General features: G+C 73.7%; 16 protein-coding genes. 8 read left to right on the forward strand and 8 right to left on the reverse strand.

What is annotated here, in order from left to right:
• Nucleotides 1-151 precede the first annotated feature (151 nt).
• Both DFQ13_RS00005 and DFQ13_RS00010 read right to left on the reverse strand, forming a co-directional pair.
• Nucleotides 152-334, reverse strand: a complete 183-nt coding sequence (locus DFQ13_RS00005) for a DUF397 domain-containing protein (RefSeq protein ID WP_110078311.1) — start codon at nt 332-334, stop codon at nt 152-154.
• Nucleotides 331-1,176 carry a helix-turn-helix domain-containing protein gene (locus tag DFQ13_RS00010; protein WP_110078312.1) on the reverse strand — a complete coding sequence of 282 codons (846 nt, stop codon included), beginning with the start codon at nt 1,174-1,176 and terminating at the stop codon, nt 331-333. The genes DFQ13_RS00005 and DFQ13_RS00010 overlap by 4 nt, the downstream gene beginning before the upstream one ends.
• A gap of 188 nt (nt 1,177-1,364) precedes the next feature.
• On the opposite strand from DFQ13_RS00010, the gene DFQ13_RS00015 reads away from it, so the two are divergent.
• Together DFQ13_RS00015 and DFQ13_RS00020 are read left to right on the forward strand one after the other, a co-directional pair.
• Nucleotides 1,365-2,159 carry a helix-turn-helix domain-containing protein gene (locus DFQ13_RS00015; RefSeq protein WP_181399769.1) on the forward strand — a complete coding sequence of 265 codons (795 nt, stop codon included), beginning with the start codon at nt 1,365-1,367 and terminating at the stop codon, nt 2,157-2,159.
• Nucleotides 2,160-2,380: 221 nt separating this feature from the next.
• Nucleotides 2,381-2,851 (forward strand): hypothetical protein, encoded by a 471-nt coding sequence (locus DFQ13_RS00020; RefSeq protein ID WP_110078314.1) that lies wholly within the window; start codon nt 2,381-2,383, stop codon nt 2,849-2,851.
• A 10-nt stretch (nt 2,852-2,861) separates the two neighbouring features.
• Here the strand turns inward: DFQ13_RS00020 and DFQ13_RS00025 are convergent, their stop codons facing one another.
• Together DFQ13_RS00025 and DFQ13_RS00030 are read right to left on the reverse strand one after the other, a co-directional pair.
• Nucleotides 2,862-3,311, reverse strand: a complete 450-nt coding sequence (locus DFQ13_RS00025; protein ID WP_110078315.1) for a VOC family protein — start codon at nt 3,309-3,311, stop codon at nt 2,862-2,864.
• A complete protein-coding gene (locus DFQ13_RS00030; protein WP_110078316.1) occupies nt 3,308-3,691 on the reverse strand; it encodes a PPOX class F420-dependent oxidoreductase in 384 nt (127 codons plus the stop codon). Before DFQ13_RS00030 ends, DFQ13_RS00025 begins: the two co-directional genes overlap by 4 nt.
• A gap of 88 nt (nt 3,692-3,779) precedes the next feature.
• On the opposite strand from DFQ13_RS00030, the gene DFQ13_RS00035 reads away from it, so the two are divergent.
• Nucleotides 3,780-4,235 carry a winged helix-turn-helix transcriptional regulator gene (locus DFQ13_RS00035; RefSeq protein WP_035285500.1) on the forward strand — a complete coding sequence of 152 codons (456 nt, stop codon included), beginning with the start codon at nt 3,780-3,782 and terminating at the stop codon, nt 4,233-4,235.
• 368 nt (nt 4,236-4,603) lie between these two features.
• Entirely contained in the window at nt 4,604-5,809 is a 1,206-nt protein-coding gene (locus DFQ13_RS00040) for an ATP-binding cassette domain-containing protein (RefSeq protein WP_181399770.1), read from the forward strand.
• Here DFQ13_RS00040 and crcB read toward each other — a convergent pair.
• The 3 genes from crcB to DFQ13_RS00055 are packed head-to-tail and all read right to left on the reverse strand — an operon-like array spanning nt 5,763 to nt 7,472.
• A complete protein-coding gene (gene crcB, locus DFQ13_RS00045; protein ID WP_110078318.1) occupies nt 5,763-6,110 on the reverse strand; it encodes a fluoride efflux transporter CrcB in 348 nt (115 codons plus the stop codon). The two genes, DFQ13_RS00040 and crcB, sit on opposite strands and share 47 nt — an antisense overlap.
• Nucleotides 6,107-6,469, reverse strand: coding sequence for a fluoride efflux transporter FluC (locus DFQ13_RS00050; protein ID WP_110078319.1), 363 nt, complete (start codon nt 6,467-6,469; stop codon nt 6,107-6,109). The genes crcB and DFQ13_RS00050 overlap by 4 nt, the downstream gene beginning before the upstream one ends.
• Before the next feature lie 37 nt (nt 6,470-6,506).
• Nucleotides 6,507-7,472, reverse strand: coding sequence for a zinc-binding dehydrogenase (locus DFQ13_RS00055; protein ID WP_146240965.1), 966 nt, complete (start codon nt 7,470-7,472; stop codon nt 6,507-6,509).
• Nucleotides 7,473-7,577: 105 nt separating this feature from the next.
• Between DFQ13_RS00055 and DFQ13_RS00060 the strand changes: the two genes are divergently transcribed.
• The 4 genes from DFQ13_RS00060 (at nt 7,578) to DFQ13_RS00075 (ending at nt 11,683) form a co-directional block, all read left to right on the forward strand.
• Complete coding sequence (locus DFQ13_RS00060; protein ID WP_035285492.1) at nt 7,578-8,204, forward strand: TetR/AcrR family transcriptional regulator; 627 nt, start codon at nt 7,578-7,580, stop codon at nt 8,202-8,204.
• Between the two features lie 166 nt (nt 8,205-8,370).
• Nucleotides 8,371-9,831 carry an alpha/beta hydrolase domain-containing protein gene (locus DFQ13_RS00065; RefSeq protein ID WP_233438196.1) on the forward strand — a complete coding sequence of 487 codons (1,461 nt, stop codon included), beginning with the start codon at nt 8,371-8,373 and terminating at the stop codon, nt 9,829-9,831.
• A gap of 344 nt (nt 9,832-10,175) precedes the next feature.
• Nucleotides 10,176-10,892, forward strand: a complete 717-nt coding sequence (locus DFQ13_RS00070) for an ANTAR domain-containing protein (RefSeq protein ID WP_110078321.1) — start codon at nt 10,176-10,178, stop codon at nt 10,890-10,892.
• A gap of 62 nt (nt 10,893-10,954) precedes the next feature.
• Nucleotides 10,955-11,683: a GAF and ANTAR domain-containing protein gene (locus DFQ13_RS00075; protein WP_110078322.1), complete on the forward strand. Its 729-nt coding sequence runs from the start codon at nt 10,955-10,957 to the stop codon at nt 11,681-11,683.
• Between the two features lie 180 nt (nt 11,684-11,863).
• Here the strand turns inward: DFQ13_RS00075 and DFQ13_RS00080 are convergent, their stop codons facing one another.
• Nucleotides 11,864-12,856: a hypothetical protein gene (locus tag DFQ13_RS00080; protein WP_110078323.1), complete on the reverse strand. Its 993-nt coding sequence runs from the start codon at nt 12,854-12,856 to the stop codon at nt 11,864-11,866.
• Nucleotides 12,857-13,001: the final 145 nt, after the last annotated feature.

Here is a 13,001-nt window from a genome sequence, read left to right on the forward strand (position 1 = left end):
GTCGTTGAAGAAGGCGGTGTGGCCGTCCCCGTCTACGCGGCGTTGTCCGCATCGGTGGGGAAGGCGGAGAGGTCACCGGTGAAGGACGCCCGCCGGATGGGGGCGGGCGGGGCACCACCCGGTCGGTGGTGCCCCGCCCGCCGTGCGGGGGCTAGCGGGTGAGCAGGTCGGTGGTCACGGCGCGCAGGAGGGCGCGGGTGTCGATGCCGTGGAGTTGGTTGTGGTTCTTGCTGTCGCGGATGCCGTGGCCGTGGTGGGCCAATTCGACGCAGGTGTTGTTGCCGCTGCTCGCGGTGCGCCAGCGGGTTCCATCCGAGTCGTGCAGGGTGTTCATCGGTCTCCGTTCGGTGCAGTGCCATCGATGAGTTTAGCGATGTGCTCGGCTGAGTCGGCTGGTGTGAGCGCGCGCCGATCAACCTCCTCTGCCGCCGCCTGGTACGCGCTCACATCCGGCGTCCGCCACAGGGACGAGGACGCGGCGAAGTGTTCCAAGTGCACGATCGGCGAGGCGGTGGCGAACTCCAGCAGGATGAAACTGCCGAGTAGGTGGGGCGAGTAACCGGGCACGGTGGAGGGGATCACCTGCACTGTGATGTTGGGCCGCTCCGCCATGGCCATGAGGTGCTGCCACTGCTCGACCATGACCGCGCGGGACCCGATCGGCCGGACCAGGGCCGTGTCATCGATCAGCGCGCGGAACTCGCTGGGATCATCGCGGGTCAAGATGCGCTGCCGGTCCATCCTGAGCCTGACCTTGGTCTCCGACTCGGATTCGGCGCCGAGGACGACTCGGGCGTAGGCCTCGGTCTGCAAGAGGCCGGGGAGAACGGCGAGACTGACCTCGGTGATGCGGCGGGCGGTTTGCTCGATGTTCACGAACTTGGCCAACTGCGGGCCGATGGTGGGGGAGCCCGCGACCAGTTCCCCCGGCGAGGCTGCCTGCTGGCGCAGTCCGAGCAGGCGGTCCCGCTCGTCGGCCTCGACCCCCAGCACGGTCAGCACCATGGTCAGGTCGTCGACGGCGGGCAGGCGGGAGCCCTGCTCCCAGAACGACAGCTTCGTGTCGGAGAACCCGACGACGTCCGCCAGGGAGCGCAGCGTGTGATCGGCCGCCGTGCGGAGTCGCTTCAGGTCGGCGCCCAGCTCGCGGGCCGCCGCGGTCGTGCTTTCAGACATGTAAGCAGCCTAGGCCCTGGCTGATGTTGGCCGACCATGCCCTGATCGGGTGGTTCCCATTGCTTACGTGAGCACATTGTGCTTACGTAAGTCACCTCCCGTACGGGAGGTGGGACACCCGAACCGCACGGTCGCGCCGGTGTCCGCCGCCGGGCACGAACCCACCGAGGAACAGCACCATGTCCACAGTGAACACAACCAGCCGACCGCAGGACAACGACCTCTCCCGGGCCAAGACCCTGCGCGGCCTGCTGCTCGCGCGTGAACTCGACGAAGCCCGGCGGGCGCGTGGGTTCAGCACCCGGGACCTCGCCCAGGCCATGTCGATGTCCCCGGCGATGGTCAACCGGGTCATGACGGGCCGCCGGGTGCCGACCGCCCTGGAGATCGGTGGGCTGTGCGCGGTGCTGGACGTCCCCGCCGCCCGCCGCCCCGTGCTCTACGAGCGGCGGGCCACCGCCGACCGCACCGAGTGGATCATCCACCCCGGCGGCGGCCGGACCATCGTGCACGACGTCGAGGCCATCGCCGACGCCATCACCTGGTTCGCTTCCGACCTGATCCCCCGACCGCTGCGCACCGCCGCCTACGACCGCGCCGTCGAGCAGTCGGCCGACCCGCGACCCGGGCACCAGGCCGCGCTGCGGATCAGCCGGTTCCTCCTGCACCCCCGGGTGCTGCGCCACCCCGCCCTCACCGGCGAAGTCCTGCGCGACCAACTCCACCACCTGCTGGACGCCCACCTGCCGAGAATCCGCCTGCTCCCCGGCTCCACCGCTCCCCACCCCGGCTTCCGGGTCCTGAACACCGGCCACTTCCCGCCGATCGTCCACATCGAACAGCTCGGCACCGACCTCCTGCTGGAGAACCCCACCGCCACCGCCCGGCACGCCGAGTTCCTGCGCCACCTCGACGCCACCGCCCTCACCACCCCCGCGACCCGGGACACCCTGCGCCACCTGCTCGCGGCCGGGGGCGCTTGAGCCGGTGGGCGGACGCGGGGTGCTCGGAGGCGGTGATCCGCAGCACCGGTCAACGCCTCCGCCGGGTCGGGAAGAGGCGTGGGCAAGGCGGTGAACACAGGGTGAATTCCGTTGGGGATGAACCCCGTTGCGTCTTTCAGAGGTACCTCCCCGACGCGCCTGGTGATCAACTGGCCCTCGACGGCGGCAGGTCGCCGGGAGGATCGGACGAGGGGAAGACGATGGGGCGCGAGAAGCGGTTCGCGGGCATGCTGGTCGCCACCCTGGCCGCCGGGTTCTCGGTCCTGCTGGGCGGTTCCGCCGACGCGGCCGGGACCACGAGCCTGCACGGCACCCAGGCGTGCTGGGTGCCGTCCGGGTACACCTACTCGCGCGTTTCCTGGTCGCCCAGGTGCGGCACCTCGCAGTACGCCACCGAGTTCACGCTCTCGGACTACACGAACCTCGACATCAGCAACTCGACCGTGTGCTGGGTCCCGCCGAACTTCGCCATCGCCCGCATGACGAACACGACCGCCTGCGGCACCTCGCAGTACGTCGCGGAGTTCACCGTGCTCGACCCGGTCCGCCGCAACCTGACCGGGGTCTGGTCGTGCAACGTGCCCCCCGGCTACACCTACTCGGCCACCACGAACACCACCAACTGCTCGACGAACTCCTCCCAGACCTACTTCCTCCTCCAGAAGTACTGACCAACCCCGCTCAGGCCGCCGCCTCGACCCGCTCGGCCAGTTCCACGATGAGCCCCTCGGGCCCGCCGACGTAGCAGAGGCGGAAGGCGTTCTCGTGGTCGACGACGTCGCCGACCGTGCCCCACCCCTTGTCCCGCAACCGTTCGAGGACGCCGTCGAGGTCGTCGACGACGCACGCGACGTGCCGGAAGCCCAGGCGGTTGGCCTGCGGGCCCTGTGCGGGCGCCGGGTCGACCGGCCGGTGGAACCTGGTCAGCTCCAGCCACCCGCCGCCGTCCGGGGCGTTGACGGGCACCATGTCCGCCCGCACCCCGTCGAGGCCGACGATCCGGTCCACCCACCCGCCCTCGACGCGCATCGGGTCGCCGCGCTCGAACCCGAGGTCGACGAAGAACCCCGCGACCAGGTCCAGGTCGTCCACGACGACGCCGACGTGGTCGAACCGCCGCACGCCGCTCATCCGACGCCCACCGTCTGGCGGTCGGGGGCGATGACCGCGACGACGCGGTCCTCGTCGCGCGAGTACGGCTGACCGGTGTACTTGGTGGCGATCCGGTCGATGATCGCCCAGGCCGCGTCGCCGTCGAGCCAGGTGGTGACGCGACCGCGGACGGTGATGGGTTCGTAGGGGTTGTCCGGGGTGGTCAGGGACAGCGCCACCCGGGGGTCGCGGCGCAGGTTGCGGGCCTTGCGGGAGTCCGGGCCGGTGAAGAAGACGACGTGGTCGTCGTGGGTGCCGATCCAGAGCGGGGTGGTGTGCGGCGATCCGTCGGGCAGGACGGTGGCCAGGTGGGCCAGCGAGGTGCCGTCGAGGGCTCGGCGCACGGCGGGGGTCAGCATCGGGTTCTCCTTCGGGGTTCCTTGAGAAGACTCCGTTACCGTAGCAGTCGGAGTTCCCTCAGGGAACCCTGAACGCTAGGCTGCTCCCATGCAACGGACGGACTTCAGCGGGATGGCCTGCTCGATCGCGCGGACGCTCGACGTCATCGGGGAGCCGTGGTCCCCCTTGATCCTGCGCGACGTCTGGGTCGGCCTCTCCCGGTTCGAGCAACTCCAGGCCGACCTCGGCATCTCCCGCAAGGTGCTGACCGAACGGCTCAACCACCTCGTCGACCGCGGCGTCCTCGAACGCCGCCCCTACGACCGGCGGCCACGGTACGAGTACGTCCTCACCGACAAGGGGACCGAACTCGTCGACGTGCTCATGGTGATGGTCGGCTGGGGCGACAGGTGGCTCGCGGGTCAGGCGGGCCCGCCGGTCCTCTACCGCCACCACGCCTGCGGGCAGGTCGCCGCCGTCGACCTGCGGTGCGCGCACTGCGGCCTGCCGATGCACGCGGGCGACATCGACCTGCTCCCCGGTCCGGGCGCGGCCCGGCCGTAGGCGGTGGACCGGTTCCGCCCGCTCAACCCGCACCCCGGCCGCGCCGCGCGGGTCGGGCCGGGCGCCGGAAAAGTTCCGGCGGTTATCGGAATGGAAGCGGAATCCCACTGTTTCACCTGGACGGTGTGATCCGCAACACTTCACCGTGCCGATTCCAGGGAAGATCGTCATCATTCGGTTGAACCCGGCCGAAATTCCCCTGGAAGGGTCTTTGTCATGCTGTGCAACGCATCCGTGCGCGTCGCCGCTTCACCCGGTGGGGCGGTGACAGTGTTGGAATGCGATTCCGTCACTCCGGGCGCAATTCCCGGGAAAGCTTTATCGAGCGCTTTCCCGGACCAACCGCGTCGAGCAACGGAATGTGTGGCATGTGCGTTCACCTGATAAACCTGACCGTCGGGTATGACGACCACGTCCTCTTCAGCGGGGTCACCGCCCACGCCAGGGCGGGCGCGGTCACGGTCGTCCTCGGGCCCGCGGGCGTGGGCAAGTCGACCCTGCTGCGCACGCTGGCGGGCGGCAGCCCCGCCCTCGCCGGGCGCGTGTGCCTCGACGGCGCCGACCTGGACGCGCTCGCCCCGGCCGAGCGCTCCCGCCTGGTCGCCCTGCTGCCCGGCGACGCGGTCCCCGCCTGCCCCGGCCTGCTGCTGCTGGACCAGTCGGACCCCGCCCTCGACGGCCCGGCCCGGGCCCGCCTCACCGCCCGCCTGCGCGAGCTGGCCGCCCGGCACGACGCCGCGGTGGTGGTCGGCACCCGTGACCCCGACCTGGCCGTGGCCGCGGGCGACACGCTGTGGCTGCTGACCCCCGACGGCCTCGTGCGCACCGGCACCCCCGCCCGCCTCACCGAGGCCGGTCACATCGCCGCCGCCTTCGCGCCCGGCGCCGGGGCGCGCCGGGCGGACCCGGGGCGGGTGCGGGCGGCGGTGACCGACGCGGCCACCCGGTGCCGCTACGTCAGCGACACCGACATCGACACCGACACCGACACCGGGGACGGCGTCGCGCTGCGGGCGCTGCTGGCGGACCGGGCGCTGCTCGCCGCGCACGTCGACGAGGTCGCCGGGGAGCTGGGGGTGCGCGAGACCCGGGTGGCGGCGTCGCTGCTGCACTACCGGCTGGTGGCCGGGGTGTGGTCGCTGGCGCTGGCCGCGCCGGGGCTGGTGCCCGACCTGGACCGGCTGCGGGTGCGGCTGGACCCGACCACCACCCTGCGGCTGAGCCTGCCCGACCCCGGCGGCTGGACGGCCGCCGACCCGGTCCCGCTGCTGACCCGCGTCGTCGTCGACGACCTGCTGCGGCCCCTGCACGACGCCCTGCACGCCACGACCCGGATCGCGCGGGGGCTGCTGTGGGGCAACGCCGCCTCGTCGCTGGCCTCCGCGCTGCGGGCCGTGCCGAACGCCCCCGCCGAGCGGTTGACCGCGATCCCCGAGCTGGCGGCGGCGTTGGCCGAGGACGGGAGGCGGCGTAGCTGCTGCCTGCACTACCGCACCCCGGCCGCCACCGCGTGCAGCGGTTGCGTGGTCAAGCCAGCGACAACCCCAGGAACGCCGCCCCCAGCCCGAGGATGAGGCTGACGGCGGCGTTGCCGACCGCCGCCGCCCACCGGCCGCCCTGGAGCAGCCGGAACGTCTCGAAGCCGAACGTGGAGTAGGTGGTCAGCGCGCCGCAGAACCCGGTGCCCAGCAACGCCATCAGCGGTGCCGGCACCGGCAGGCCCACCAGGAAACCCAGGACCAGGCTGCCCACCACGTTGACCACGAGCGTCCCGAGCGGGAACCGCCCCCCGCTCCGGCGCTGCACGGCCTGGTCGACCAGGTACCGCAGCGGCGCCCCGACCGCCGCCCCCAGGGCCACCAGCAGCGCGGTCACCGGAGCACCTTCGCCGCCGCCGCCCAGCCCAGCGCCACCGCGGGCACGGCGGCGAAGAGGGTGCCGAACAGGTAGAGCAGCGCGGTCGGCGGCGGCAGGTGCGCCGTGTCGACCACGGCGGTGGAGAAGGTCGTGTAGCCGCCGAGGAACCCGACCCCGAGGAACGGGCGCAGCAGCGGGCTGTGCGGGCCGGTGCGGGTGATCACCGCCATCAGCGCGCCGATCAGCAGGCACCCGCTCACGTTGACCAGCCAGGTGGCCCAGGGCGCCGGGAGCAGCGTGCCCAGCCCGTACCGGGCCAGGGCGCCGAGCACCCCGCCCGCCGAGACGGCCGCCAGGACGGCGGCGTTGATGCGCATGGCTGCCTCTTACCAGTTCCGAGGCCGCGCGGGTGGTTCAGGGGGTGAGGACCACGGTGCCGATCGTCCGGCGGGCCTCCAGGAGCCGGTGGGCGGTCGCCGCCTCGGCCAGGGGCACGGGCGGGGCGGTGATCGGGTTGAGCAGCCCCAGGACACCCAGGCGCATGGCCTCGGTGCGCAGACCCATGGCGCGGGCCGGTTCGTGGGCCACCCGGGGGCCGAAACCGGTGACCGTCAGGCCGTGCACGAGGACGTCCGCGGCGGTGAACCCGGGGGAGTCCGACGCCGCCGTGCCGTGCACGACCGCGCGGCCGGTGCCCGGGGCCAGCAGGCCCATCGCGGTCGCGCTGAGGTGCCCGCCGACGCCGTCGAAGAGCAGGGCCACCGGGCTGACCAGGGCCCGGACCCGGTCCGCCCAGTCCGGGCGCGAGTAGTCGACGACGTGGTCGGCGCCCAGGGCCGCCGCGGTCGCGCACTTCTCCGGCCCGCCCGCCGCCCCCACCACGACCGCGCCCGCCCGCTTCGCCAACTGCACCACCAGCCCGCCGACGCCCCCGGCCGCCGCCAGCACCAGCACCACCTCACCGGCGGCGGGCAGCCCGGTCTCCATCAGCCCGACCGCCATCGCCCCGTGCCCGTTGAGCGCCACCGCCCGCTCGACGCCCACCCCCGGCGGCAGCCGCACCAGCGACGCCACCGGCACCGCCGCCAGCTCCGCGTACCCGCCGCCGCACAGGCCCGCCACCACCCGGGTGCCGATGAGCCCGGGGTCCGCCGCCGCGACCACCGCGCCCGCCACCTGGAACCCCGGGCCCCACGGCAGACCGGGCATCGGGAACCACCGCGTCGCGGCCGACCCCGCCCGCAGTTGCGCGTCCAAGTAGGACGTCCCCGCCGCCTCGACCCGGACCAGCACCTCGTCCGCCGCGGGCACCGGGTCCGCCACGTCCTCCAGCCGCAGCACACCCGGGTCGCCGAACTCGTGGAACCGCACTGCCCGCACTCCGGTGCCTCCTCGATCCCCTGGTGCCGGGGTCCGCTCCGGGCGCTCCCGACCCGGGGGGAATCCCCGCCCGCCCGGCCACGCTACCGGCGCTACCGTGGGCCCATGGCCGACACCCGCGGGCGCCTGATCGACGGTGCCATCGAGACGATCCGCGCGCACGGCTTCGCCGGGACCTCGGCCCGCACCATCGCCGCCACCGCGGGGGTCAACCAGGCGCTGGTCTTCTACCACTTCGGCACCGTGCACGACCTGCTGCGGGCCGCCTGCCTGGCCAACACCGAGGCCAGGGTCGCCCGGTTCGCCGACCGGATCGCCGCCGTGGCCGACCTGCGCGGCCTGCTCGCCCTGGGCCTGGCCCTGCACGCGGAGGAGCGCGCGGCGGGCAACGTGGCGGTGCTGGCGCAACTGCTCGCGGGCGCGCAGACCGACCCGTCCCTGGCCGAGGCGACCGCGGCGGCGCTGCGGCTGTGGATCGACCCGATCGAGGCGGCACTGGTGCGGCTGCTGGCCGACTCGCCCGCGGCGGAGGTCCTCGACACGGCCGGGCTGGCCAGGGCGGTGAGCGCGGCCTTCATCGGCCTGGAGCTGTACGAGGGCGTCGACCCCGGCGGCGCCGCGGCCGCCCTGGACGCCCTGGACCGGCTGGCCGTCCTGGTCGAGGTCGTCGACGACCTGGGGCCGGTGGCCCGGCGGGCGCTGCGGGGCAGGCTGCGCAGGGTCTCGCGCTGACCCGGCCCGCGGTTGTCACGCTCCTGCCAGGTCCCGCGCGGCGAGGTGTCAACCGGGGGCGAACCCGCTCGCGCGATGCGGGAAAACACCGCCGGACCAAGCACGAAATGACAACTTTCCTTGGCGCGCAACGATTGCGGCGCGGTATCGGGGGTGCAACACTTCGATGACCAACCAGTGCGGCGACCCGGAGGTCGGAGAAGGCATGGGTGCGAGGTTCCGCTCCAAGTGGCCGTGGGCAGCGGCCGTGGTGTCCTGCGTGGCGGCGGGCGTGGTCGCCGTCGGGGTGTCGGGTGCCGACGCGGCGCAGGCGGCCGGGGAGCCGACCGTCACCAGGATCGCCCCCGGGGCGGGCGGCGGGCACCCGCTCAGCGGAGCCGAGGGGATCGTCGACCTCGACCGGCTCGGGTACACCGAGGACGAGTACCTGATGTCCGGCACCGCCACCACCTACGACCAGTCGGGGCTGTGGACCGACGACGGCCGGTGGAACACCAAGGTCACCGGGACCGGAACCGCCTACACCACCCGGCTCCTCGTCGAGCGGCCCAGCGACCCGGCGAAGTTCAACGGCACCGTCGTCGTCGAGTGGCTCAACGTCAGCTTCGGCGTGGACATCCCCGTCGACCTGTCCCAGTCCTACGAGCACTTCGCCCGCGAGGGCTACGCCTACATCGGCGTCACCGCCCAGAAGCGCGGCGCGGACAAGCTGACCCAGCTCGACCCCGACCGCTACGCCGGGGTGGACCTGCCCAACGACACCATCTCCTACGACGTGCTGTCGCAGGCGGCCCGCGCGGTCCGGGCGAACCCGTCGATCATCGGCGGCGGCACCCCGCGCACGGTCCTGGCCTCCGGGCACTCGCAGTCCGCGGGCAGGCTCGTCACCTACGCCAACGCCATCCAGCCCAAGGACGACGTGTTCGACGGCATCATGGTCCACGGGCGCAGCGGCGGCGCCGCGGCCATCGCGGGCGGCCTCCCGCCGATCTCGGCGAAGATCCGCGCCGACCTGAACGTCCCGGTCTTCGTCCTCCAGTCCGAGACCGACGTCCCGCTGTCGTCCTCGGCCCGGCAGAACACCGACCGGGTGCGCACCTGGGAGGTCGCGGGCACCGCCCACGCCGACCAGTACGGGCTGGACACCTACAACCCGGTCAACGCCCGCGACAAGGCGATCAACGACGGTGCCGCGACGTACTGCGACACCCCGATCAACTCGATGACCTTCCGCTACGCCGAGAACGCCGCCTTCTCCCACCTGGAGTCCTGGGCCCAGGGCGGGCCGCCGCCGCCCAGCGCCCAGCCGATCGACGCTTGGTTCGGCACCCTCATCCAGCGCGACAAGGACGGCAACGCCCTCGGCGGCGTGCGCCTGCCCGACCTGGTGGCCCCGGTCGCCGCGTACGGCCCCAACAACAGCGGCGGCAACGTCACCGGCGCCTGCCTGCTGCTGGGCACCACCAAGCCGTTCACCGCCGACCGCCTCAAGCAGCTCTACCCCACCCGCGAGGCGTACGTCACCAAGTTCACCGACGCGGCCGACGTGGCCGTCCGGTTCGGCTTCCTCCTCCCCGAGGACCGCGCGGAGGCAGTCGCCCGCGCCCAGGCCGCCGCCATCCCCTGATCGGGAGCCCCGGCCGAAGGTCCTCCATCCCCGTGGCCCGTCCCGCGTTCCCCCCGCGGGGCGGGCCACGGGTTTCGCGCTCGCTGGTGTTCGGCGACGACCCCGACGAGGTCGCGCACCGCCGGAGCGCCTTGGAGAACCTGATCCGCTGAGGGTGCGCGGTTCCCCCGGTGGGTGTTCGACAGCCGGTCCACCGCGCGGGGTTGCGTCGGCGGTGCCGGTGGGTCGGCGGTACGGTGGACGCCCGTCGAGAGTCTGACGCCTCCCCAGCCGGACACGGCGGTCGTCACGGCGGTCGTCATGTCGGAGCACGCGGGCGCCCGCCGGGTCGGAGAGGCCACACCATGTCGACCGGCGACGACACCACCGGGGGCGCCCGGGTGTGGGCGTGGGTGGCCGAGCGCGCGGCGGACCTCGACGTCCCGGTGTCGATACCGGTGCTGTGCGACACCGCGGTGCTGCGGTTGGGGGTCTCCGGCGCCACGCAGACCGCGGAACTGCCCGGGGGCTGGCCGCAGACCGTCCACGCGACCGACGAACTGGGGGCGCGGCTCGCCGAACTCCAGGTCACCGTGGGCCAGGGGCCCTGCCTGGACGTGTGGCGCGACGGCGGACCGGTGCTCGTGCCGGAACTCGACACCCCCACCACCCAACGCCGCTGGCCGCTGTTCACGCCGTCCGCCGTGCGCTGCGGCGCCGCGGCGCTGTTCGCCTTCCCGCTGGCCGTGGGCGCGATCCGGGTCGGCGTGCTCGCCCTGCACTTGACCGAGTCCCAGCGCCTGGCACCGGCCACCCTGGCCGACGCGGTGGCGTTCGCGCACCTGGCGCTGCGGCTGCACCTCGACACCCGGATCGGGCGCGACGGGTCCGCGCCCCGGCTGCACGACCCCCGGCTGCACCAGGCGACCGGGATGGTCTCGGCGCAACTGGAGGTCGGCGTGGAGGAGGCGTTCACCCGGTTGCGGGCCAGGGCGTTCGCCGACGACCGACCGCTCGCTGACCTGGCCGCCGACGTGGTGGCCCGGCGGCTGCGGTTCGACCCCGCCGACGAGGCGGGATGAGCGGGGGCGGGCGTCCCCCACCGCCCGGTCCTACGCTGGGGGCGACGGAGGAGAAGACGAAGATGGCCGAAGACCGCTTGGTGGGGGTGTTCGTCGAACTCGCCGACACCCTGGTCGACGAGTTCGACGTGATCGACTTCCTGCACCTGCTCGTGGACCGGTGCGTGGGCGTGCTCGGGGTGGACGCCGCCGGGCTGCTGCTGGCCGACCAGCAGGGCCACCTCCGGCTCATGGCCAGCTCCGACGAGCACGTGCGGCTGCTGGAGCTGTTCCAGTTGCAGAGCGACGAGGGCCCGTGCCTGGAGGCGTTCGCCACCGCCGCGCCGGTGAGCGTGGCCGACCTGCGCACCGACGACACCCGCTGGCCGCGGTTCGCCTCCACCGCCGTCGCGGCGGGGTTCCTCGCCGTGGACGCCCTGCCGATGCGGTTGCGCGACCAGGTGATCGGCGCGCTGAACCTGTTCCACGCGGACGCGGGGGCGCTGAGCCCGGCAGCGCGGCGGGACGCGCAGGCCCTGGTGGACGTGGCGACGATCGGGCTGTTGCAGGAGCGGGCGATCCGCCAGCAGGAGGTCATCACCGAGCAGTTGCAGACCGCGCTGCACAACCGGGTGGTCGTCGAGCAGGCCAAGGGGCTGGTGGCCGAGCGCCTCGGGGTCGAGGTGGGGACCGCGTTCACCGCGCTGCGCGACTACGCGCGCTCGCACGGCCGCAAGCTCGGCGAGGTGGCCCACCAGGTGATCTCCCGCGAGCTCAGCACCGAGCAACTGCTGGGCCGGACCACGGCCTGAGCGGTGCCCGGAGCCCACCGCTCCGATCGCCACCGTGCTCGGGTTCCCGGTGGCGCAGGCGGATTCACGTGCGCGCGGACCCGGCCGCCGGACCGGTGTCCGAATTGGACCGAAGGTCACCGGTCCCCGCCCAGCGCGTCGATCGACCACGCCCCAGGTCCACCACTCGGGCGGGGGTTCTCACACCGGTCCGGCCTCCGGTCGGAACGCGCTGATCCGCCGCGCCAGGGCGCGCGCGTCGGCGTCGCCGCGCCGCCGGGCCGCCTCGTCGCGCAGCGGTCGCAGCCGGGCCGCGGTGCGGACCGAGGCCAGGCCGCGGCACAGGTCGAGCACCTGCTCGCCCACGGCCACCGCCCGCTCCACCTGCTCGTCGATGAACAGGCAGGTGGCCAGCGAGATCAGGGTGAACGCCCGGCTGCGCGCCATGTCCGGCCCGTACCCGTCGAGCGCGGCCACCAGCGCGGGCACCGCGGACTCGACGTGCCGGGGATCGACGCTGCGCGCCAGTTCGGTGTGGACGACCCCGGTCATCGCCGAGAGGTCCGCGGCGGTGAAGAACGCCGCCCAGGCGGGCACCGGTTCCCCGCGCGCCCCGGCGAAGTCGTCCCTCGCCCCGGCCAGCAGCGCCAGCGCCGCCCCCTCGTCCCCCAGCCTCGCCCGCGCCCACGCCTGGTTCGCCCCGGTCACCGCCAGCGCCAGCGCCGACCCGCCCGCCCCCGCCGCCCGTTCCCCGAGCCGGAACTCCGCCAGCGCCTGCTCCGGGGAGTCGTGGTGCAGCCGCACCCGCCCGCGCCGGTAGTGGATGTTCGACAGCAGCACCCGGTCCCCGCCCAGGGCGGCCACCTCCAGCGCCACCCCGAAGTGGACCAGCGCCTCGTCGACCGCGCCGGTGTCGAAGCAGGCCCACCCGGCCAGGTTGTGCAGGTCGGCCACCGCGGTGCACAGCGGCCCCAGCACGTCGTCGGCGACGTGCAGGCCGAGCAGCGCCCTGGCCGCGGGCAGCCGCGCCACCGCGGCGTCCCGGCAGCGACCGCCGCCGTGGCGGTAGTCCAGTCGCCGCAGCCTGCCGGTGAAGTCGACGACCGCGGTCACGTCGGTGTGCCCGATCCGGCCGCGTCTCGCCCACGGCTCGGTGCGGGGGTGCTCTCGGGGTCGTTCGACCGGCTCGGGCATGGGGTACCTCCGGCGGCGGGTGCTGGCTGCGCGGTACGGCCGTCGGGGTCCGGGGCGAGGTGGGGAATTCATGGTGGCACAGCTCACAGGCACCGGTGCCCGCTTTCACCCGACAGGGGATGGTCTTCCCGTTGGGGCGGTGTGC

The organism is Actinokineospora spheciospongiae (assembly GCF_003182415.1).
Lineage (GTDB): Bacteria > Actinomycetota > Actinomycetes > Mycobacteriales > Pseudonocardiaceae > Actinokineospora > Actinokineospora spheciospongiae.